Genomic DNA, 19,614 nt, shown 5'->3' with positions numbered 1-19,614 from the left:
GACCTCCGCGCTCGGGCCCGTGCCTAGGCCTCCTGCTCCACCGGCGCCTCGAACTGCGCGTTGTACAGCCTGTAGTAGGCGCCCTGGGCCTTCAGCAGGTCGACGTGCGAGCCCTGTTCCACGATCGAGCCGTTCTCCATCACGAGGATCACGTCGGCATCGCGGATGGTCGACAGCCGGTGTGCGATCACGAAGCTGGTGCGATTGCTGCGCAGCGCCGACATGGCCTTCTGCACGAGCACCTCGGTGCGGGTGTCGACCGAGCTCGTCGCCTCGTCGAGGATGAGGATCGACGGAGCCGCCAGGAAGGCGCGGGCGATGGTGATGAGCTGGCGCTCGCCACTCGAGATGTTGCCGGCCTCGTCGTCCAGCACGGTGTCGTAGCCGTCGGGCAGGGAGTGCACGAAGCGGTCGACGTACGTCGCGACGGCTGCGGCGAGGATCTCGTCCTCCGTGGCGTCTGGCCGTCCGTAGGCGATGTTCTCCCGAATGGTGCCGCCGAACAGCCAGGTGTCCTGCAGCACCATACCGATCCGTCCGCGCAGGTCGTCGCGCGTCATGAGGGCGGTGTCGACGCCGTTCAGGGTGATGCGCCCCGAGTCGAGCTCGTAGAAGCGCATGATCAGGTTCACCAGCGTCGTCTTGCCGGCGCCTGTCGGACCGACGATGGCGACGGTGGAGCCGGGCTCGGCCACCAAGTTCATGTCCTCGATGAGGGGCTTGTCCTCCACGTAGCGGAACGACACGTGCTCGAAGGCCAGGCGCGCTCCGCCGGCGTCGTCGGCATCCGTCGTCGTCACGGCATCAACGGGGTCGGGCTCCTGCTCATCGGCGTCGAGCAGGGTGAAGATGCGCTCGGCCGACGCGACGCCCGACTGCAGCAGGTTCGCCATCGAGCCCAGTTGGCTGAGCGGCTGGGTGAACTGCCGGGAGTACTGGATGAAAGCCTGCACGTCGCCGAGGCGCATCGTGCCGCCGGCGACCATGAGGCCGCCGACCACGGCGATGGCCACGTAGACGAGGTTCCCGACGAACATCATCGCCGGCATGATGATGCCGGAGACGAACTGGGCGCCGAAGCTGGCGGTGTAGAGCTCGTCGTTCTTGGCATCGAACTGCACGTCGACCTCGCGCTGGCGACCGAAGACCTTCACCAGCGAGTGACCCGTGAAGGTCTCCTCGATGCGGGCGTTGAGTTCGCCCGTGTGCTTCCACTGCGCGACGAACAGCTTCTGCGAGCGCCGCGCGATCACGACTGTGATGAGAGCCGTGAGCGGGATCGTCACCAGGGCGACGAGGGCGAGCAGCGGCGAGATGGTGAACATCATCACCACGACGCCGATCACGGTCAGGATGCTGGTGAGCATCTGGCTGAGCGTCTGCTGCAGGGTCTGCGACACGTTGTCCATGTCGTTCGTCACCCGGCTCAGCACCTCGCCGCGCTGCATCCCGTCGAAGTACTTGAGCGGGAGCCTGTTGATCTTGTCCTCGACGTCGCCGCGGAGACGGTAGATCGTGCGCTGGATGGCGCCGTTCAGCACATAGCCCTGCAGCCACATGAACAGGCTCGACAGGAGGTAGAGCACGAGCACGCCCAGCAGCACCATCCCGAGGGCCGAGAAGTCGATCCCCTGTCCGGGAACCAGGTGCATGGCGCTGACCATGTCGGCCTGCTGGGTGTTGCCGGATGCCCGCAGCTGGTCGACGACCTGCGCCTTCGTCGCGCCGGCCGGCATCTGCGAGGACACCACGCCCTCGAAGATGATGTTCGTGCCCTCGCCGAGCAGCTTCGGGCCGAGGACGCTGAAGATCACGCCGATGATGGCGAGGATGGTGACCGTGATCACCGGGACCCGCTCGGGCGCCAGGCGCGCGATCAGGCGCTTGGCCGACGGGCCGAAGGCCATGGCCTTCTCCGCCGGCATGCCCGCCCCACCGCCGAACGGTCCGCGCCCGGAGCCGGGCCCGCGGGTGGGCGGCGTCACGGCAGCCGGGGCCGCCGATTCCTCCTCGGCGAACTCGACCTGCACGTCGACGGGGATGCGCTCCACCTCCGACGGGCCGGTCGCGCGGGTGCTGTCGTTGCGCTCGGTCATGCTGCTGCCTCCTCGGCGCTGAGCTGGCTCGACACGATCTCCTCGTAGGTGGGTGATGTCTCGAGAAGTTCGGAGTGGGTGCCGCGGTCGACGATCACGCCGTCCTCCAGCACCAGGATCTGGTCGGCATCGATGATGCTGGTCACGCGCTGGGCGACCACGAACATCGACGCGTCGCCGATGTCGTCACGCAGGGCCCGTCGCAGCCTGGCGTCTGTCGCCACGTCGAGTGCCGAGAACGAGTCGTCGAAGATGTAGATCTCCGGCCGTTTGACGAGGGCCCTGGCTATGGCCAGTCGTTGCCGCTGGCCGCCGGAGACGTTCGTGCCGCCCTGGGTGATGGCCGCCTCGAGGCCGCCGGTCATCCGCTCGACGAAACCGCGGGCCTGCGCGACCTCGAGGGCGTGCCAGAGCTCCTCGTCGGTGGCATCCGGCTTTCCGTAGCGCAGGTTGGATGCGACCGTGCCCGAGAACAGGTACGGCTTCTGCGGAACGAGTCCGATGCGGCTCCACAGCAGGTCGGGATCGAGATCGCGCACGTCGACGCCGTCGATGCGCACGGTGCCCTCGGTCGCATCGAAGAGCCTGGGCAGCAGGTTGACCAGTGTGGTCTTGCCCGATCCCGTGCTGCCGATCACCGCCGTGATGGTTCCGGGCTCCACCAGGAAGGTGAGCCCGTGCAGCACGGGCTGCTCGGCGCCGGGATAGGAGAACGAGACGTCGTCGAGCTCGATGGCGCTGTGCGCGGAGAGTTCGGTGACCGGATGCTGCGACGCCACGACGCTGGAGGCGGTGTCGAGCACCTCGGAGATGCGATCGGCCGAGACCGAGGCCCGCGGGATCATCACGGCCATGAAGGTGGCCATCATGACGGCCATGAGGATCTGCATGAGGTACTGCAGGAAGGCCATCAGAGTGCCGACCTGCATGGAGCCGTCCTCCACGCGGAAGGCGCCGAACCAGAGCACGGCGACGCTGGAGACGTTGAGCACGGCCATGACGATGGGGAACATCAGCACCATCAGCCTGCCGGCGCGCGTGGCCGTGTCGGTGATCTCGGCGTTGGCGGTCTCGAATCGAGCGGTCTCCACGGGTTCGCGCACGAAGGCACGGATGACCCTGATGCCCGTGAGCTGCTCACGCAGCACCAGGTTCACCCGGTCGATGCGCTTCTGCATCACCCGGAACAGCGGAACCATCCTGGTGACGATCAGGCCGACAGCGATGAGCAGCACGGGAACGCTGATGGCGATGAGCCAGGAGAGCTGGAGGTCCTGGCGCATGGCCATGATCACGCCGCCGATGGCGAGGATGGGGGCTGAGACCAGCATGGTGCAGGTCATCAGCACCAGCATCTGCACCTGCTGCACGTCGTTCGTCGAACGCGTGATCAGCGACGGTGCCCCGAACTTCGACACCTCGCGTTCCGAGAACGCGCCGACCTGGCGGAACACGCCGCGGCGCAGGTCGCGCCCGACCGCCATGGCCGCCCTGGCGCCGAAGTAGACCGCGGCGATCGAGCATGCCACCTGCGCGAGCGTGACGATGAGCATCCACCCGCCCGTCGACAGGATGTAGGCGGTGTCGCCGGTCGCCACACCTTGGTCGATGATGTCGGCGTTGAGGGTCGGGAGGTAGAGCGAGGCCATCGATTGCAGGAACTGGAACACGATGACGCCCGACAGGAGGAGCCAGTACGGCTTCAGGTACTGCGAGAGCAGACGGAGGAGCATGGCGGCGCTTTCTACGCGGTGGTGAGTGGGGAACTGGTGGCGACGGCCGCTGGAGCCGTCGTCTCGGGTCTGTGGCCGACCGTGATGCCGTGCAGGAGGAGATCGGCGATGTCGCGCGCCGTGAAGACCTCCCCCTCGGACAGGATCGGATGCGTCATCGAGAGGGTGGTGAGGCGGATGAGGTTCGCGGCCCGACGGGGCGCCACGCGCAGCTCGGCGCGGTGCGGTTCGAGCAGGGCGACCACGCGCGGGATCACGGGATCCTCGTCGGGCTGCCCGATCCGCCTGGCCTTGTGCCGGTCGGGCGGACCGAAGCCTATGGCCGCCATGAGCGTGAACATCTCACGCACCCGGTGCTGCACCAGTTCGACGATCGCCTCGATGGTGGAGTCGAGCGAGAGGTCGCCGGGGATGGTCGAGATGGCCTCGACGATCGAGGTGAGCTCCATGTGCCGCTCGACGGCGGCGTCGATGAGCGCCTCCTTGTCGTCGAAGACCGAGTACACGGTGCCCTCGGCGACGCCGGCCGCCTCGGCGATCTGCCTGCTCGTCACGGCCCGGCCGTGCTCGAGCAGCAGGGGCAGGATGGCGTCCATGATGGCGGCCCTCCGCTCGTCGCGCGAGAGCGGCTTGGCCCTGCTCGGTTTCTCCGTCATGCAGGAGATCCTAACTGAGTGAGCGCTCACTCAGAAGCCTCATCCGTTCGCCGGCAGAGAACGGGCCGCGGATGCCGGGACAGGATGCCCGTCGGTGCGCGTCGTCAGCGCATCCGTGCTCGGTGCTCGGTGCTCGGAGCTCGGATCGCGGCGCTCAGCGCTCGATGGGCGGCGCTGGACACCCGGTGCTCAGGACTGCAGCGCCGCCGGATCGAACAGGGCCGAGATCTGCGCCAGTTCCTCGGTCGACGGCTGCCACGACGTGGCCGCCTCGGCGTTCTGGACGATCTGCTCGGGGCGGGTCGCTCCGGCGATCACACTGGTCAGGGCCGGGCGGGCGAGCATCCAGCCGAAGGTGGCCTCCAGCATCGTGATGCCGCGTTCGGAGCAGAACTCCTGGTAGCGGTCCATGGTCCCCCACGGTGCCGAGTCGGCGAGGTGCTTGCGGATGCGCATGATGCGGCTGTCCTCCGGTCCGCCCTCGCGGGTGAACTTGCCGGTCAGGAGGCCGTTGTAGAGCGGGAACCAGGGCAGGAACCCGAGGCCGAAGTGTTCGACCGCCGGGAGCACCTCAGCCTCGGCCGACCGCTCGAGCAGGCTGTACTCGTTCTGGCTCGAGATGAATCGCGGGTGCGAGCCGATGCGCGCGGTGAACTCTGCTTCGGCGATCTGCCAGCCCGAGAGGTTGGACGAGCCGATGTAGCGGATCTTGCCCTCTGTGACCAGGTCGTCGAGGGTGGAGAGGGTCTCCTCGATCGGCGTGCTCGGGTCGGGCTGGTGCAGTTGGTAGAGGTCGATCCAGTCGGTCTGCAGGCGACGCAGGCTCGCCTCGACGGCGAGGCGGATGTACCGGCGCGAACCCCGTGCGTTCCAGTCCGGTCCGTTGAGGCCGCCCATGTCCATGCCGAACTTCGTGGCGAGCACGATCCTCTCGCGCTTGCCACCGCGCAGGGCGTGGCCCATGAGGGTCTCGCTGAGCCCGCGCTCAGCGCCGTAGATGTCGGCGGTGTCGAAGAGGGTCACGCCGGCGTCGATGGCGGCGTCGATGACCGCCGATGTTCCGGCCTGACCCTCGCTCGCCGTGCCGGAACGCCCGAAGTTGTTGCAGCCGAGTCCCACGGTCGACACGACGAGGCCGGAGTCTCCGAGGGTGCGGTATTCGATCGACGCCATGTCTCCAGCCTAGGCGTCGGGGGCTCGTCGGGGCCTGCCCGCCGGGTTCGGAAAACTGACGCGCGGTTCAGGACGCGGGGTTCAGGATGCAGCCAGCTGCGTGTACCCGCGAATCACCGCGGGTTCCACCATCTCGAGCGGCATCCGCGCGGCTCCGGCTGCACGCTCGGCCACGTACTCCACGGGTTCGCGGTGGGCGAAGCCGACGGTGATGGCGTCGGCGATGGCGCCGAGCCGGTGCGCCTGCTCGTGAACGAAGGCCGGATCGACCACGGCGCCGTGCCCCGGCACGACGAGGTCGTGCTCGCCCATGCGAGCCGCCAGGTCGGCGAGCACCTGCGGCCAGTGGAGGGGGAACGAGCCCGAGCCGTACATCGGCGGACCGGATTCCTCGATGACGTCGCCGACGATCCAGGCGGAGGCGTCGGGAACGTGCACCACCACGTCGGTGTCGGTGTGACCGGCACCGAGCGCGATGATCCGCACTGTGCGGTCGCCGAGGTCGAGGAGGTGCTCGTCGACGACGAGGACGTGCGGAGGGGTGAGCACGACGTCGGTCCAGTCGTACTGCGGTGCTGCAGCGGGATCAGCCGCCCAGGCCGCGAGACGCGGACCCTCGAACTCGGCGAAGTGCGCGGGGATGCCACTGTGGCCGATGATCGTCGCGGCCTCGGCGAACACCTGGTTGCCGAAGGTGTGGTCGTAGTGCGCGTGAGTGTCGACCACCCAACGGATGTCGCCGATGCCGAGCGCCGCAACGTCCGCGGCGACCTCAGCGGCCTCCCGCGGATTGCAGCGGGTGTCGACGAGCAGCAGGCCGTTGCTGCCGCGCACCACCGTCACGGAGATGTCGAGCGGCTCGTAGCGTGCGACGAGCAGACCGTCGGCGATCTCGTTCCAGTGCGGCATGGCTCGATCCTACGGACCGGATCCGCCAGTCGCGCCAGGTCGGTGCGAGCTCGCTCGGCCCTCCTCCCCAGGCCGGTGCCGGATGAGGTTCCTCCGCGATGTCCGTTTCCCGCGAGATGGCGTCGGATGCCGCGGGTAGATTCGACTCATGACCACAGACACCCTCTACATCGAGCGCGTCGACAGCCCCATCGGCCGCATCGAGATCACCAGCGACGGCGAGCTCATCACCTCGCTGTCGATCGAGCGCGACGGCGCGCTCCCCCATGACTTCGAGGACGCCCCGTCGACAGCGATCCTCGCCGAGGCCGCGCGTCAGCTCCGCGAGTACTTCGCGGGCGAGCGCACCGAGTTCGACCTCCCGGTGCGCCTCGAGGGCACTCCGTTCCAGAAGGCCGTGTGGGCCGAGCTCCAGCAGCTCGACTTCGGCCAGTTCACCTCGTACGGAGAGATCGGCGTCGCCATCGGTCGGCCGGGTTCCGGCCGCGCCATCGGGGGCGCCGTCGGAGCGAATCCGGTCCCCATCATCGTCGGCTGCCACAGGGTGCTGTCCAGCGATCGGCGTATCACGGGGTTCAGCGCCGGAGAAGGCATCCCCACGAAGGTCTGGCTGCTCGATCACGAGAGCATCGGACACGCAGCAGTGGGCGACCCCACAGCCCTCACCCTGACCATCCCCGTGGCCTCGTGAGCTTCGGCTCCTCCCCCGTGCCCGTGGTGCCTCCCACCGTCGTCGTCGGCGACGACGGCCTGGCACGGTGCTCATGGGGTGCGAACGATGCCGAGTACAGGCGCTACCACGACGAGGAGTGGGGAACACCGTTGCACGACGAGCAGCGGTTGTTCGAGAAGCTCTGCCTCGAGGGATTCCAGGCCGGACTGTCGTGGATCACCATCCTCCGCAAGCGACCGGCCTTCCGCGCCGCCTTCCACGACTTCGACCCCGAGAAGGTCGCCGCGATGGGAGAGCCCGACGTCGAACGCCTGCTGCAGGATGCCGGCATCATCCGCCACCGCGGCAAGATCGAGGCCACGATCGGCAACGCCCGAGCCACCCTCGCGCTCGACGAGAGCCTGTCTGAGCTGATGTGGGGATTCGCTCCCGACGCCGAGGGGCGGGGACGTCCCCGCCTATGGTCGGACGTGCCGGCCGTCACACCGGAGTCGACGGCCATGAGCAAGGCCCTCCGCGCGCGGGGCTACAGGTTCGTCGGACCGACGACGATGTACGCCCTCATGCAGTCCACGGGCATGGTCGACGACCACCTCGAGGGATGCTTCCGCGCGGCCTAGACGATGCGGCCTGGGCGATGCGGCCTAGACGATGAGAGCGAGCTCGCCCGGCTTGCCATCGATGAGTTCGAGCCGCCATCCGGCAGCAGCAGCCCACTCCCGCAGCTCGGCGACGGACCCGAGGTCGTGCCCGGCCTGGATCAGCGCGCGGGTGAAGGCGCCCTTGGCATGCTTGTTGAAGTGGTTGAGGGCGCGGCGACGGCCATCCTCCCCGTCGGTCAGCACTCGCAGGTACACCGAGTCGGCACGTGCTGGTGCCGGTCCGAGACTGGCATAGCCCTCGCTGCGCAGGTCGAGCACCAGTCCGGCCACGGGCTTCAGTTGGCGGGTGATGGCGTCGCCCCAGTGCTTCTTCAGCGAGAGCTCCGGCAGGCGCGAGTCGTGCGACATCCTGTACGCCGGAACAGAGTCCAGCGCAGCGACGGGTCCGAGCAGCGCTGAATGCACGCGCACGTGTTCGTGGGCGAAGGAACGTTCTGCCTCGTCGAGGCTCCGCGCGTCGAGGGCGTCGTAGACGACGCCCGTGTAGCGGTCGATGACCGGCATCGTCGCCGACGTCCTGATGGCACGGTTGCGGTCGATCTCCCCCAGCTGGGTACGGCCGAGCTTGAGAGCCGCCACGCTCGCCTCACGGTCGCGGGCCAGGGTGGTGAGTGCCCGGATGAGAGCCCGTCGTTGCGGCGCCAGCTTGGGGAAAGCAAGGGAGGTGACGTCGAGGGGCGCGCCGGTGCCGCCGTCGCGCTTGGTCTCCGACGGCGGGAGGAGGATCAGCACCCGACGTCAGCCGTGGATGAAGGCCACTGCAGCGTCGACGTTCGCTCCGAGGGGCTCGATGCTGTCGACTGTGACGCGCGGCATCGCGGCGCTGTGGCCGGTCCAGGATTCGTAGCCCTCGACGCTCTGCTCCACGGCGCGCCAAGTGAGCTCCTCCACGTGGGGCAGGTTGCGCACGCGCTTGGCGAGGCGCTCCTTGTGCAGCTCCTCGTCGGAGCAGACGACCTCGATGACGCGCAGGACGGCCTCGGTGCGGGCAGCGAGGTCGCGCCACTGCATCCGCGCCGGCTCGACGGCGTTGACGGCGTCGATGATGACGCTGCGACCGGCGACGAGCACGGACTCGGCGATGGCCTCGGCGACCAGGTAGGCCGCCAGGCCCGTCGGCTGGTCGGCGTCGATTCCCGCGGAGAGGATGGCCGACTCGATCGGGTCGACGGACACCACCGTCGCACCGATGCGAGCGCCGATGATCTCGGCGATCGTGGACTTGCCTGAGCCCGGAAGCCCGGCCATGACGACGAGTTGCGCGACGCTGAGGTCACCGAACTGGCGGTCTGACACCGTCTCTCCCCCTGGAGTTCTGCGGACTAGACGAGCGCAGCGCGGCGCGCGACGATCTGGACCGAGTTCGCCTCGACGGAGAGGAATCCATCGGAGGCGTCAGCCACGATCTTCTCGCCGCCGGGGAGCGTGAGACGCACCTCGCCGTGGGAGAGGATCGCGAGCAGCGGCTCGTGACCCGGCAGGATTCCGATCTCGCCCTCGACCGTCTTGGCGACGACCATGCTCGCCTCGCCGGACCAGACTTCCTGGTCCGCCGAGACGAGACTGACGTTGAGAACGGCCATGATCAGCCGTTGTCCTTCTGGATCTGAGCCCACTTCTCTTCGACGTCGCTGATCGAACCGACGTTGAAGAACGCCTGCTCGGCCACGTGGTCGAACTCGCCCTTGGCGATAGCGTCGAACGACTCGATCGTGTCCTTGAGCGGAACCGTCGAACCCTCGACACCGGTGAACTTCTTCGCCATGTAGGTGTTCTGCGAGAGGAACTGCTCGATGCGGCGTGCGCGCGACACGGTGATCTTGTCCTCTTCGGAGAGCTCGTCGACACCGAGGATGGCGATGATCTCCTGGAGTTCCTTGTTCTTCTGCAGGATCTGCTTGACCGTGGTGGCCACGCGGTAGTGGTCCTCGCCCAGGTAACGGGGGTCGAGGATGCGCGAGGTCGAGGTCAGCGGGTCGACGGCCGGGTAGAGGCCCTTCGACGCGATGGCGCGGGAGAGCTCCGTCGTGGCGTCGAGGTGGGCGAACGTGGTCGCCGGAGCCGGGTCGGTGTAGTCGTCGGCGGGAACGTAGATCGCCTGCAGCGAGGTGATCGAGTGTCCGCGCGTCGAGGTGATGCGCTCCTGGAGCACGCCCATCTCGTCGGCGAGGTTCGGCTGGTAGCCCACGGCGGAGGGCATGCGGCCGAGCAGCGTCGAGACCTCGGAACCGGCCTGCGTGAAGCGGAAGATGTTGTCGATGAAGAGCAGCACGTCCTGCTTCTGCACGTCGCGGAAGTACTCCGCCATCGTCAGGGCGGAGAGGGCGACGCGCAGACGCGTTCCCGGCGGCTCGTCCATCTGGCCGAAGACCAACGCTGTCTTGTCGAAGACGCCGGCCTCCTCCATCTCGTGGATGAGGTCGTTGCCCTCACGGGTGCGCTCACCGACACCGGCGAACACCGACACACCACCGTGGTCCTGCGCGACGCGCTGGATCATCTCCTGGATGAGGACGGTCTTGCCGACACCGGCACCACCGAAGAGTCCGATCTTTCCACCCTGCACGTACGGGGTGAGGAGGTCGATGACCTTGATGCCGGTCTCGAAGAGCTGGGTCTTCGACTCCAGCTGGTCGAAGCGCGGGGGCTTGCGGTGGATGGGCCAGCGCTCCGTGATCTCGATGGTCTCGCCGGGCTCGCCGTTGAGCACCTCGCCGATGACGTTGAAGACCTTGCCCTTGGTGACGTCGCCGACGGGCACCGAGATGGCTGCTCCGGTGTCGGTGACCTCCTGGCCGCGGACGAGGCCGTCCGTCGGCTTCAGGGCGATGGCGCGCACGACGTCGTCGCCGAGGTGCTGGGCGACCTCGAGCGTCAGGACGGTGGTCTCGCCATCGAGGGTGATCGTGGTCTGCAGAGCGTTGTAGACCGAGGGGATCGAGTCGTGCGGGAACTCGATGTCGACCACGGGGCCGGTGACGCGGGCGATGCGCCCGACGGCGCCGCCCGTGGCCTCGGCCTGGACTGGCGCGGTAGCGGTGTCAGTCATTGTTCTCTTCCTTCTGGGTACGTGTTCTGAAAGCTCGTGTGGGATGCGTTACTTCGAGGAGAGCGCGTCGGCTCCACCCACGATTTCGGCGATCTGCTGGGTGATCTCGGACTGACGTGCCTCGTTGGCGAGGCGGGTGTAGTCGCGGATGAGGGAGTCGGCGTTGTCACTGGCGGCCTTCATCGCCTTCTGCGTCGCAGCGTGCTTCGCGGCCGACGACTGCAGCATCGCGTTGAAGATGCGGCTCTCGATGTAGACCGGGAGGAGGGCGTCGAGCACTGTCGCGGCGTCGGGCTCGAACTCGTACAGCGGCAGGACGATGCCGTCCTCCGGCTCCTCCACACCCTCGACGATCTCGAGCGGCAGCAGGCGCACGACCTGCGGCACCTGGCTGATCATGCTGACGAACCGGTTGTAGACCACGTGGATCTCGTCGACTCCGCCGTCCTCGGCGTCGCGCAGGAACGCCTCGAGCAGGGCCTCGCCGATCTCCTGGGCGACCTCGACCTCGGGGCTGTCGGTCCCGCCGATCCACTGCTGCTCGAAGGAGCGGCGGCGGAAGGCGAAGTAACCGACGGCCTTGCGTCCGACGAGGAAGTACGAGACCTCCTTGCCCTGGCTGCGCAGCAGCTCGGACAGCGCCTCGGCCTCACGGAGCACCTGCGAGTTGAACGCGCCGGCGAGGCCGCGGTCGCTCGAGAAGATGACGATCGCGGCGCGCTCGATCTTCTCGGGCTCCGTCGTCAGCACGTGGGCGACGTTCGAGTGGGCCGCCACGGCTGAGACCGCGCGCGTGATCGCTCGCGAGTACGGCGTCGATGCGGCGACGCGCGCCTGTGCCTTCTGGATGCGTGATGCGCTGATCAGCTCCATCGCACGGGTGATCTTCTTGGTCGTCTGGGCAGACTTGATCTTCTGCCGGTAGACCCGAAGTTGCGCTCCCATGTCTCTCCTGGTTCCTAGGGTTCGTCAGTCGGTCGGATGGGGGGAAGCGTTACCGCTTCGCCTTCACGATCTTCTCCTGGTTGACGTCTTCCTCAGCGATGGGCTCCACCTTCGCGACCGAGGCGAGCGGCTTGCCCTCACCGGTCTGGAACTCGAGCTTGAACGCGTCGACGGCCGACTCGAGCGCCGCGGCGGTGTCGTCGGACAGCACGTTGGTGTCGCGCAGCGTCGAGAGCACCTCGGTGTTGCGTCCGAGGTAGTCGAGCAGCTCGCGCTCGAAGCGCAGGATGTCCTCGACCGGGACCTCGTCGAGCTTGCCGTTGGTGCCGGCCCAGATCGACACGACCTGGTCCTCGACGGGGTACGGCGAGTACTGCGGCTGCTTGAGAAGCTCGGTGAGGCGAGCGCCACGCGCGAGCTGACGGCGGCTGGTCGCGTCGAGGTCGGACGCGAACATCGCGAATGCCTCGAGCGAGCGGTACTGCGCCAGCTCGAGCTTGAGCGTTCCGGAGACCTTCTTGATGGACTTCACCTGGGCGTCGCCACCGACTCGCGAGACCGAGATTCCGACGTCGACAGCGGGACGCTGGTTGGCGTTGAACAGGTCGGACTGGAGGAAGATCTGGCCGTCGGTGATCGAGATCACGTTGGTCGGGATGTAGGCCGAGACGTCGTTCGCCTTGGTCTCGATGATCGGCAGGCCGGTCATCGATCCGGCACCGAGCTCGTCGGAGAGCTTGGCGCAACGCTCGAGCAGACGCGAGTGCAGGTAGAACACGTCACCCGGGTAGGCCTCGCGTCCCGGCGGACGACGGAGGAGCAGGGAGACGGCGCGGTAGGCCTCAGCCTGCTTCGACAGGTCGTCGAAGATGATGAGGACGTGCTTGCCGCCGTACATCCAGTGCTGGCCGATGGCCGAGCCGGTGTAGGGGGCGAGGTACTTGAAGCCGGCGGGGTCGGATGCCGGAGCGGCCACGATCGTGGTGTACTCCATGGCTCCGGCGTCCTCGAGGGCGCCCTTCACCGAGGCGATGGTCGAGCCCTTCTGGCCGATGGCGACGTAGATGCAGCGAACCTGCTTGTTGACGTCGCCGGACTCCCAGTTGGCCTTCTGGTTGATGATCGTGTCGATCGCGATGGCCGTCTTGCCGGTCTGGCGGTCGCCGATGATGAGCTGGCGCTGGCCGCGGCCGACGGGGATCATGGCGTCGATCGCCTTGATGCCGGTCTGCAGCGGCTCGTGCACGCTCTTGCGCTGCATGACGCCGGGCGCCTGCAGCTCGAGGGCACGACGGCCCTCGGCCTCGATGTCGCCGAGACCGTCGATCGGGTTGCCGAGAGGGTCGACCACGCGGCCCAGGAAGTTGTCGCCGACGGGGGCGGAGAGGACCTCACCCGTGCGGGTGACCTCCATGCCCTCCTCGATGCCGGAGAACTCGCCGAGCACGACGACGCCGATCTCGTCTTCGTCGAGGTTGAGCGCGAGGCCGAGCGTGCCGTCCGCGAAGCGGATGAGCTCGTTGGCCATGACGCTCGGAAGGCCCTCGACGTGCGCGATGCCGTCTGCGGCATCCGTCACGTGGCCGACCTCGGTCGCTGCAGCAGCGCCGGGCTCGTAGGCCTTGACGAAGTCCTTGAGCGCGTCACGGATCTCATCGGGGCTGATGGTGAGTTCTGCCATGATCTTCCCTTTTCTGCACGAGGCGTACAGGTTCTTGACTGTTCGACGTTCTCGCAGGAGAGCGCCGTTGTTCTGTTGTACTCCGACAGGCCCGAGGGCTAGCCGGCAAGCTGGAGTCGCACGTCGTCGAGACGCTTGGCGACGCTGCCGTCGATGATGTCGTCGCCGACCTGCACGCGCAGGCCTCCGATGACACCCGGGTCGACGACCTGGTTGATGCGCAGGTTCCGTCCGTACTTCGCCGACAGGCCGGCGGCGAGCCGCTCGACCTGCGCGTCGCTGATGGCCGTCGCCGAGGTGACTGTCGCCACTCCGTAGCCGGCTTCGGCTGCGACGACGGATGCCGCGTAGCGGACGAGTTCGCCGATGCGTCGACCGCGCGGCTGCTGCACGAGGTGGGAGAGGATCACGACGGCCTGCTTCGACGCCTTGCCGGAGAGCAGGGTGTCGACGAGAGCCGCCTTGGCCTCGTTGGAGCCGAGCTTCGAGCTGAGTGCCAGCTCGAGATCGGCGCTCTGGGAGACCGAACGGCCGAACGAGAACAGCTCGGCGTCGACATCGGTTCCGGAGGGGGTCGAAGCGGCGACGACGCGCAGACCGAGGTCTTCGATGCCCTCGAGCACGTCGTCGGCGTCCGACCAGCGCGCGGCGGCAACCTCGCCCAAGAGGGCGAGGGCTGCCGGCGTCACCGTCGAACCGAAGACGCCCGAGACGAGCGCCTTCTTCGCTTCTGGCTCTGCTCCGTTGTCGGAGAGAGCTGTGAGCAGCTGCGGCGACGAGCCGATGACGCGGGCGGCCGCGAGCAGCGCCTCACCCGTCGCCAGGTCGGCTGTTCCGCCCTGAGCGGTCAGGGCAGCCCTCGCCGAGACGAGGGCCTCTCTGGTCGCTGATCCCATTGGACTACTTCTTCCCTGCCGAGGCGGACTCGCTGGACTCGAGGTCAGCGAGGAAGCGGTCGACGACGGCGCTGGCCTTCTTGTCGTCGGCCAGGCTCTCGCCGATGACGCCGGACGCGAGGTCGATGGCGAGCGTGCCCACCTCGGTGCGCAGCGACACGACGGCGGCCTGACGCTCGGCCTCGATCTGGGCCTGAGCCGTCGCGGTGATGCGAGCGGCCTCGGACGTGGCCGAGTCCTTCGCCTCTGCGACGATCTTCTTGCCGTCCTCGCGAGCGGACTCGCGGATCTTGCCGGCCTCGGCGCGGGCGTCGGCGAGCTGGGCCGTGTACTGCTCGAGAGCAGCCTCGGCCTCGCGCTGAGCCTCATCGGCCTTGGCGATGTTCCCCTCGATCGCCTCGCCGCGCTCGTCGAGGAGCTTCTTGACGGTGGGGAGGATCTTCACCCAGAAGAACACCAGGATGATCGCGAAGCAGACCGCAGACCAGACGAGGTCGTACAGCTCGGGGATGAACGGGTTGACCGTTTCGCCTTCTTCAGCAGCGCGCAGGAGCAGCGAGTGCATTCCTGACTCCGTTTCGATTGAGAGGGATTACGCCGGGAACGGAATGAACGCGACAGCGATGGCGATGAACGCGAGTGCCTCGGTGAACGCGATGCCGAGGAACATGAGGGTGCTGAGGCGACCCTGCAGTTCAGGCTGGCGCGCGACGGACTCGATCGTCTTGCCGACGACGAGACCCACACCGATGGCGGATCCGATGGAAGCGAGGCCGAAGGCGATCGGGGCGATGCTGCCGTTGACGTCGGCGAGGATGGATACGGGGTCCATGTGTGGTGTTCCTTCCGTGATGGGAGAAAGTCGACGGATGTCGGCTTCGGTTAGTGCTCTTCAGCCAGCGCGAGCTGGATGTAGACGGCGGTGAGAAGCGTGAAGACGTAGGCCTGCAGGACTCCGACGAAGAGTTCGAAGACCGTGAAGGCGAGCCCGAAGGCGAAGGTGCCGACACTGAACAGGCTGTACCAGCCGCCGGCGGTGAAGAGGAAGAACGACGTCGCCGAGAAGCACAGCACGAGCAGCATGTGCCCGGCGATCATGTTCATCAGGAGTCGGAGGGCCAGCGTGACGGGCCGCAGGATGAAGGTCGAGATGAACTCGATCGGGGTCACCACGACGTAGATCGGCCACGGCACTCCGGGCGGGAAGAGGGCGTTCTTGAAGAACGCGCCCGGGTGCTTCTTCACGCCGGCGTAGATGAACGCGACATAGGCGACGAGAGCCAGCAGCAGGGGCAGGCCGATGACGGCGGTGCCGGCCATGTTGAGGCCGGGGACGATTCCCGTGAAGTTCATCGACAGGATCATGATGAACATGGCCGTCAGGATCGGCAGGAAGCGGGTGCCGTCCTTCTTGCCCAGGAGGTCTTCGGCGATGTTGACCCTGATGAAGCCCAGGAGCATCTCCACGATGCTCTGGCCGCGCCGCGGGACGACGGTCATCTTGCGCGTTCCGAGCCAGAAGAGCACCAGGATCACGATGGTGACGAGAATGCGGATCGCCATGATCCGGTTGATCTCGAATGGAGTCCCGACGAACAGGAAACCGGGCGGGAAGAACTCGTCCAATGACGGACCGTGGAATCCACCATCGTCGGTGGCTGACGGAACCAGCAGGTTCACAGCGGTAACTAGCAGCGCTATCTCCTGTTTCGGGGCGTGGAGCTCGGCTCTCGCGACGACGAATGATGGGGGCGATTCCGGCTGACCCCGGTGCCATGCAGGCGAAAGGAGCGAAGAGAAGCGGAACCGTTCTCTACTCTAGCAATACTTCGGCGATCCCTCGAACCGCGAAGGCCGCTGAAGGCGCGGATCAGCGCCGCAGTTCCGCTTCCCCGACGTAGGGGACGCGACCCCGGACGAACACGACCACATCGACGATCAGCGAGCCGAGGACTCCGGCGATGAGGCAGAAGGCCAGGGTGATCGGCTCCAGCCACGGCTGGGAGCGCAGCGCGTACACCAGCACGAGGAACACGACGAACTTCAGCAGCCAGCCGCCCATGACGATTCCGAAGTACAGGCCGATGAGATCCGGGGCGGATGCGTAGCGGTTGGCGATCAGGATCGTCACGATGGTGATCCCCATGAGCACGAGGGCGAGGGCGCCGCCGAGCAGCGCACTCCACACCCCGATCGCACCGAAGATCAGGCCGGAGATGATGGCACCGACCACGGCGACCGTCGCTGCGACCGCCACACCCCAGACCAGCGCGCGACGGAGCACGGAGTTCGGGGTCGGCGAGACGAAGGCGGGCGCGGGGGTCGATTCACTCATTGCATCCTCGGGAAGATCGAAAAGTCGCTCCAGTGTACCGGCGGCCGCCTGAGCGCCGACCGGGCGGCGGCGGGCTGCTCAGGACTGCGCGCTCGACGAACTGACGGCCACGCCGTCGGCGGCATCCGGGTCCACGGTGTCTGCAGCCTCGTCGAGGGGGTCCTGCGGCGCGAGGATCTCGGCCTCGGGGGTGTCGGCCTCGGCCGACTGGCTCGCGGCCTCGATGGCCTTCCGGCGACTGAGCGGGGCGAGAGTGAACAGGGTGCAGGCGAAGAAGCCGATGATCAGGAACATCGTCGCCCACAGCGTGGAGAGCCCGAAGAAGGTCGGAAGCACGAAGTACAGCAGGCAGCTGATCGAGGCGACGGCGGTCCAGCTGTAGAAGATCAGCACGGCGTGCAGGTGGGAGTGGCCCATGTCGAGCAACCTGTGGTGCAGGTGCTTGCGGTCTGCGCTGAACGGGGACTTGCCGGCCCTCAGCCGCCTGATGACGGCGAGGCCGAAGTCGAGCAGCGGGATGATGAGCACGGCGAAGGGCAGGATGATCGGGATGAAGGCCGGGAGCAGCTGCGCGCTGCCGAGGGAGGCCGGATCGATCTGCCCGGTGACGGCGACGGCCGACGTGGCCATCAGCAGGCCGACGAGCAGGGCCCCGGCATCGCCCATGAAGAGCTTGGCCGGATGCCAGTTGAGCGGCAGGAAGCCGGCGCACACCCCGACGACGAGCACGGCTATGAGCGAGGCCAGGTTGAAGTAGTTCAGCGGCGATGTCTGCTGCACCAGCAGGTACGAGTACAGGAAGAACACGCCGTTGGCGATCAGGGCCACGCCGGCGACGAGGCCGTCGAGGCCGTCGATGAAGTTGATGGCGTTCATCACCAGCACGATCGCGAAGATCGTGATGATCACGCTCATCCAGCTGGACCCGACGGTGATCCCACCGCCGATCGGCAGCGAGTAGATCTGCACGCCCTTCCAGGCCACGAGCCCGGCCGCGATGAACTGGCCGGCCAGCTTCGTCATCCAGTCGAGGTCCCAGATGTCGTCGGCGACGCCGATCAGCACGATGAGCAGTGCCGCACCGAGGATCGCGAGGATCTGCTCGGGGTTGCCGAACACGATGCTGAGCAGGGGGAATCGGGCCGACACGAGCCAGGCCGCGCCGAAGGCGACGAGGATGCCGAGGAACATCGCCACTCCCCCGAGCCGCGGGGTCGGCCTGGTGTGAACGTCGCGCTCGCGGATCTTCGGGTACAGCCGGTATCGGTGGCTCAGCCTGTACACGACGATCGAGAGGGCGAAGGTGACTATTGCCGCGACCAGCGACAGCACGATGAACAGGGTCACGGGCTACTCCGCCGGCTCGTCGAGCGCGTCGTCCAGCGCGTCGGCGAGAGCATCGCCGACGATGGACCGGATCGCCATCCGCGAGATGACGCCCTCGCGCACTATGTGCAGCTTGCCGCCGCGCTGCAGTCCGGTGGCGTCGACGATCGTCGAACCCGCTGCGGCTGTCGCGACCCCCTCGGTTCCATACGCCGTGCCGGCAGCACCACCGTCGAGGTAGACGTCGATGGAGTCGCCGAGCGCGGCGGATGCCGTGGCGGCGTCGAGCGCTGACGGCTCGCCGGTGCGGTTGGCCGAGGAGACCGCGAGAGGGCCGGTCTCGCTGAGCAGTTCCAGCGCGATGGTGTTGGCCGGCATCCTGAGCGCGACGGTGCCCCTGGTCTCGCCGAGGTCCCAGTTCAGGGACGGCTGCGCCGTGAGGATGACGGTGAGGCCGCCGGGCCAGAACGCCTCGACGAGCGCACGGACCTCCTCGGGGACGTCGGCGGCGAGGGCGTCGAGGGTGGGGATTCCGGGGATGAGGACCGGCGGCGGCGAAGTGCGGTCGCGCCCCTTGGCGTCGAGGAGTTTCTGCACGGCGGCCGGATCGAAGGCGTCGGCCGCGATGCCGTAGACGGTGTCGGTGGGGATGACGACGAGGCCGCCGCGTCCGATGGCGGCGCGCGCGAGCCGCATTCCGGTGAGGAGTTCTGAGTCGACCGAGCAGTCGAAGACACGTTCAGGCATTTGGCACTGATTCTAGGACGTGACGCTGTGGGGCGCGGGACTGACGCTCCCCTCGCGCCCATACCCGCCCATACTGGAGGAATGGTTCGCGACGTCTACTTCTTCGATTGCGACAAGACGCTCTACGACTACGACTTCAGGCGCCGACTGCCGTGCCTGGCCGACCTGACCGGCGTGAGCCAGTACCACCTGGCGGACAGCTGGTGGGCCGGAGGCTTCGAGGAGGCCGCAGAACGCGGCGAGATCACGACGACCGAGGAGTACCTCGCCGCTTTCGCCGAGGTGACAGGCGCCGACCTCAGCCTCGGGCAGTGGCAGGAGGCCAGGGCGGCGGCGATGACGCGCATCGACGGATCCCTCGACGCCCTGCGCCTCGCGGCCGAGCTCGGGACGGCCTCGCTGCTGTCGAACAACCCGATCATCTTCAAGGACTCCCTGGGTGTCCTCGCCGCGGATGTCGCCGAGGTCGTGGGCTCGAACGACCTCGTGTCTGCAGTCCTCGGCGCCCGCAAGCCCGAACGACGGATCTACACCAGGGCCATGGGCAGGCTCGGAGTGCTGCCGGAGCATGCCTTCTTCGTCGACGACTCGGCGGCGAACGTCGCCGGAGCACGCGAGGCCGGGATGACGGCGTTCCAGCTCGTCCCCACTCGGAGCGGGCACAACACCGACGAGCTGGCGGCCGCGATCCGAGAGTTCTCGGAGCGCGACCGCTAGCTCGTCCTCAGGTGCC

General features: G+C 67.5%; 21 protein-coding genes. 3 read left to right on the top strand and 18 right to left on the bottom strand.

Going from position 1 to position 19,614, the window contains the following annotated elements; all coding sequences use genetic code 11:
- Nucleotides 1–23 precede the first annotated feature (23 nt).
- The 5 genes from ASF30_RS06710 to ASF30_RS06690 all read right to left on the bottom strand — a co-directional run bounded on the left by ASF30_RS06710 (nt 24) and on the right by ASF30_RS06690 (nt 6,567).
- Nucleotides 24–2,096: an ABC transporter ATP-binding protein gene (locus ASF30_RS06710; protein ID WP_082467548.1), complete on the bottom strand. Its 2,073-nt coding sequence runs from the start codon at nt 2,094–2,096 to the stop codon at nt 24–26.
- The gene (locus ASF30_RS06705) at nt 2,093–3,829 is read right to left on the bottom strand and encodes an ABC transporter ATP-binding protein (protein ID WP_055903664.1); all 1,737 of its coding nucleotides are present in this window, start codon (nt 3,827–3,829) and stop codon (nt 2,093–2,095) included. The genes ASF30_RS06710 and ASF30_RS06705 overlap by 4 nt, the downstream gene beginning before the upstream one ends.
- 11 nt (nt 3,830–3,840) lie before the next feature.
- On the bottom strand, nt 3,841–4,485 hold the full coding sequence (locus ASF30_RS23125; protein WP_082467547.1) for a TetR/AcrR family transcriptional regulator: 645 nt from the start codon (nt 4,483–4,485) through the stop codon (nt 3,841–3,843).
- 189 nt (nt 4,486–4,674) lie between these two features.
- Nucleotides 4,675–5,658 carry an aldo/keto reductase gene (locus tag ASF30_RS06695; protein WP_055903658.1) on the bottom strand — a complete coding sequence of 328 codons (984 nt, stop codon included), beginning with the start codon at nt 5,656–5,658 and terminating at the stop codon, nt 4,675–4,677.
- 81 nt (nt 5,659–5,739) lie between these two features.
- Nucleotides 5,740–6,567 (bottom strand): MBL fold metallo-hydrolase, encoded by an 828-nt coding sequence (locus tag ASF30_RS06690; protein ID WP_055903655.1) that lies wholly within the window; start codon nt 6,565–6,567, stop codon nt 5,740–5,742.
- 148 nt (nt 6,568–6,715) lie between these two features.
- Between ASF30_RS06690 and ASF30_RS06685 the strand changes: the two genes are divergently transcribed.
- Both ASF30_RS06685 and ASF30_RS06680 read left to right on the top strand, forming a co-directional pair.
- Nucleotides 6,716–7,258 carry a methylated-DNA--[protein]-cysteine S-methyltransferase gene (locus ASF30_RS06685; RefSeq protein ID WP_055903652.1) on the top strand — a complete coding sequence of 181 codons (543 nt, stop codon included), beginning with the start codon at nt 6,716–6,718 and terminating at the stop codon, nt 7,256–7,258.
- Nucleotides 7,255–7,860 carry a DNA-3-methyladenine glycosylase I gene (locus ASF30_RS06680; protein WP_327063133.1) on the top strand — a complete coding sequence of 202 codons (606 nt, stop codon included), beginning with the start codon at nt 7,255–7,257 and terminating at the stop codon, nt 7,858–7,860. The genes ASF30_RS06685 and ASF30_RS06680 overlap by 4 nt, the downstream gene beginning before the upstream one ends.
- A 24-nt stretch (nt 7,861–7,884) precedes the next feature.
- Here the strand turns inward: ASF30_RS06680 and ASF30_RS06675 are convergent, their stop codons facing one another.
- The 13 genes from ASF30_RS06675 to ASF30_RS06615 form a co-directional block, all read right to left on the bottom strand.
- Nucleotides 7,885–8,634 carry a YaaA family protein gene (locus ASF30_RS06675; protein ID WP_055903650.1) on the bottom strand — a complete coding sequence of 250 codons (750 nt, stop codon included), beginning with the start codon at nt 8,632–8,634 and terminating at the stop codon, nt 7,885–7,887.
- Nucleotides 8,635–8,640: 6 nt separating this feature from the next.
- On the bottom strand, nt 8,641–9,198 hold the full coding sequence (locus ASF30_RS06670) for an AAA family ATPase (RefSeq protein WP_235480292.1): 558 nt from the start codon (nt 9,196–9,198) through the stop codon (nt 8,641–8,643).
- A gap of 26 nt (nt 9,199–9,224) precedes the next feature.
- Nucleotides 9,225–9,485 carry a F0F1 ATP synthase subunit epsilon gene (locus tag ASF30_RS06665; protein ID WP_055903647.1) on the bottom strand — a complete coding sequence of 87 codons (261 nt, stop codon included), beginning with the start codon at nt 9,483–9,485 and terminating at the stop codon, nt 9,225–9,227.
- A 2-nt stretch (nt 9,486–9,487) separates the two neighbouring features.
- Entirely contained in the window at nt 9,488–10,951 is a 1,464-nt protein-coding gene (atpD, locus tag ASF30_RS06660) for a F0F1 ATP synthase subunit beta (RefSeq protein WP_055903644.1), read from the bottom strand.
- Nucleotides 10,952–10,999: 48 nt separating this feature from the next.
- Nucleotides 11,000–11,896 carry a F0F1 ATP synthase subunit gamma gene (locus ASF30_RS06655; protein WP_055903642.1) on the bottom strand — a complete coding sequence of 299 codons (897 nt, stop codon included), beginning with the start codon at nt 11,894–11,896 and terminating at the stop codon, nt 11,000–11,002.
- Nucleotides 11,897–11,945: 49 nt separating this feature from the next.
- Nucleotides 11,946–13,577 carry a F0F1 ATP synthase subunit alpha gene (gene atpA / locus ASF30_RS06650; RefSeq protein WP_055903640.1) on the bottom strand — a complete coding sequence of 544 codons (1,632 nt, stop codon included), beginning with the start codon at nt 13,575–13,577 and terminating at the stop codon, nt 11,946–11,948.
- Nucleotides 13,578–13,675: 98 nt separating this feature from the next.
- On the bottom strand, nt 13,676–14,473 hold the full coding sequence (locus tag ASF30_RS06645; protein ID WP_055903638.1) for a F0F1 ATP synthase subunit delta: 798 nt from the start codon (nt 14,471–14,473) through the stop codon (nt 13,676–13,678).
- 4 nt (nt 14,474–14,477) lie between these two features.
- Nucleotides 14,478–15,038: a F0F1 ATP synthase subunit B gene (locus tag ASF30_RS06640; RefSeq protein WP_055903635.1), complete on the bottom strand. Its 561-nt coding sequence runs from the start codon at nt 15,036–15,038 to the stop codon at nt 14,478–14,480.
- Between the two features lie 27 nt (nt 15,039–15,065).
- A complete protein-coding gene (gene atpE / locus ASF30_RS06635) occupies nt 15,066–15,305 on the bottom strand; it encodes a F0F1 ATP synthase subunit C (protein ID WP_055903633.1) in 240 nt (79 codons plus the stop codon).
- 50 nt (nt 15,306–15,355) lie between these two features.
- Nucleotides 15,356–16,153: a F0F1 ATP synthase subunit A gene (gene atpB, locus ASF30_RS06630; RefSeq protein ID WP_055903625.1), complete on the bottom strand. Its 798-nt coding sequence runs from the start codon at nt 16,151–16,153 to the stop codon at nt 15,356–15,358.
- Nucleotides 16,154–16,343: 190 nt separating this feature from the next.
- Nucleotides 16,344–16,808 carry a hypothetical protein gene (locus ASF30_RS06625; protein WP_055903623.1) on the bottom strand — a complete coding sequence of 155 codons (465 nt, stop codon included), beginning with the start codon at nt 16,806–16,808 and terminating at the stop codon, nt 16,344–16,346.
- A gap of 78 nt (nt 16,809–16,886) precedes the next feature.
- Nucleotides 16,887–18,155, bottom strand: a complete 1,269-nt coding sequence (locus ASF30_RS06620; protein WP_055903621.1) for an MraY family glycosyltransferase — start codon at nt 18,153–18,155, stop codon at nt 16,887–16,889.
- 3 nt (nt 18,156–18,158) lie between these two features.
- Nucleotides 18,159–18,881, bottom strand: coding sequence for an L-threonylcarbamoyladenylate synthase (locus ASF30_RS06615; RefSeq protein ID WP_055903619.1), 723 nt, complete (start codon nt 18,879–18,881; stop codon nt 18,159–18,161).
- Between the two features lie 81 nt (nt 18,882–18,962).
- Here ASF30_RS06615 and ASF30_RS06610 point away from each other — a divergent pair, with 81 nt between their 5' ends.
- Complete coding sequence (locus ASF30_RS06610; protein ID WP_055903616.1) at nt 18,963–19,598, top strand: HAD-IA family hydrolase; 636 nt, start codon at nt 18,963–18,965, stop codon at nt 19,596–19,598.
- The last annotated feature ends 16 nt before the right edge of the window (nt 19,599–19,614 follow it).

Origin of the sequence: Leifsonia sp. Leaf264 (genome assembly GCF_001422325.1) — a bacterium.
Lineage (GTDB): Bacteria > Actinomycetota > Actinomycetes > Actinomycetales > Microbacteriaceae > Orlajensenia.
Note: the sequence above shows the minus strand (reverse complement) of the source record. Positions and strands in the feature narration are given on the sequence as shown.

Excerpts from the sequence above, each read along its gene's own strand:
- ASF30_RS06695 (WP_055903658.1), bottom strand. The coding sequence starts at position 5,658 with ATGGCGTCGATCGAATACCGCACCCTCGGAGACTCCGGCCTCGTCGTG.
- ASF30_RS06655 (WP_055903642.1), bottom strand. The coding sequence starts at position 11,896 with ATGGGAGCGCAACTTCGGGTCTACCGGCAGAAGATCAAGTCTGCCCAG.
- ASF30_RS06690 (WP_055903655.1), bottom strand. The coding sequence starts at position 6,567 with ATGCCGCACTGGAACGAGATCGCCGACGGTCTGCTCGTCGCACGCTAC.
- ASF30_RS06640 (WP_055903635.1), bottom strand. The coding sequence starts at position 15,038 with ATGCACTCGCTGCTCCTGCGCGCTGCTGAAGAAGGCGAAACGGTCAAC.
- ASF30_RS06705 (WP_055903664.1), bottom strand. The coding sequence starts at position 3,829 with ATGCTCCTCCGTCTGCTCTCGCAGTACCTGAAGCCGTACTGGCTCCTC.
- atpD (WP_055903644.1), bottom strand. The coding sequence starts at position 10,951 with ATGACTGACACCGCTACCGCGCCAGTCCAGGCCGAGGCCACGGGCGGC.
- ASF30_RS06645 (WP_055903638.1), bottom strand. The coding sequence starts at position 14,473 with ATGGGATCAGCGACCAGAGAGGCCCTCGTCTCGGCGAGGGCTGCCCTG.
- atpA (WP_055903640.1), bottom strand. The coding sequence starts at position 13,577 with ATGGCAGAACTCACCATCAGCCCCGATGAGATCCGTGACGCGCTCAAG.
- ASF30_RS06665 (WP_055903647.1), bottom strand. The coding sequence starts at position 9,485 with ATGGCCGTTCTCAACGTCAGTCTCGTCTCGGCGGACCAGGAAGTCTGG.
- ASF30_RS06615 (WP_055903619.1), bottom strand. The coding sequence starts at position 18,881 with ATGCCTGAACGTGTCTTCGACTGCTCGGTCGACTCAGAACTCCTCACC.
- ASF30_RS06625 (WP_055903623.1), bottom strand. The coding sequence starts at position 16,808 with ATGAGTGAATCGACCCCCGCGCCCGCCTTCGTCTCGCCGACCCCGAAC.
- ASF30_RS23125 (WP_082467547.1), bottom strand. The coding sequence starts at position 4,485 with ATGACGGAGAAACCGAGCAGGGCCAAGCCGCTCTCGCGCGACGAGCGG.
- ASF30_RS06685 (WP_055903652.1), top strand. The coding sequence starts at position 6,716 with ATGACCACAGACACCCTCTACATCGAGCGCGTCGACAGCCCCATCGGC.
- ASF30_RS06610 (WP_055903616.1), top strand. The coding sequence starts at position 18,963 with ATGGTTCGCGACGTCTACTTCTTCGATTGCGACAAGACGCTCTACGAC.
- ASF30_RS06710 (WP_082467548.1), bottom strand. The coding sequence starts at position 2,096 with ATGACCGAGCGCAACGACAGCACCCGCGCGACCGGCCCGTCGGAGGTG.
- atpE (WP_055903633.1), bottom strand. The coding sequence starts at position 15,305 with ATGGACCCCGTATCCATCCTCGCCGACGTCAACGGCAGCATCGCCCCG.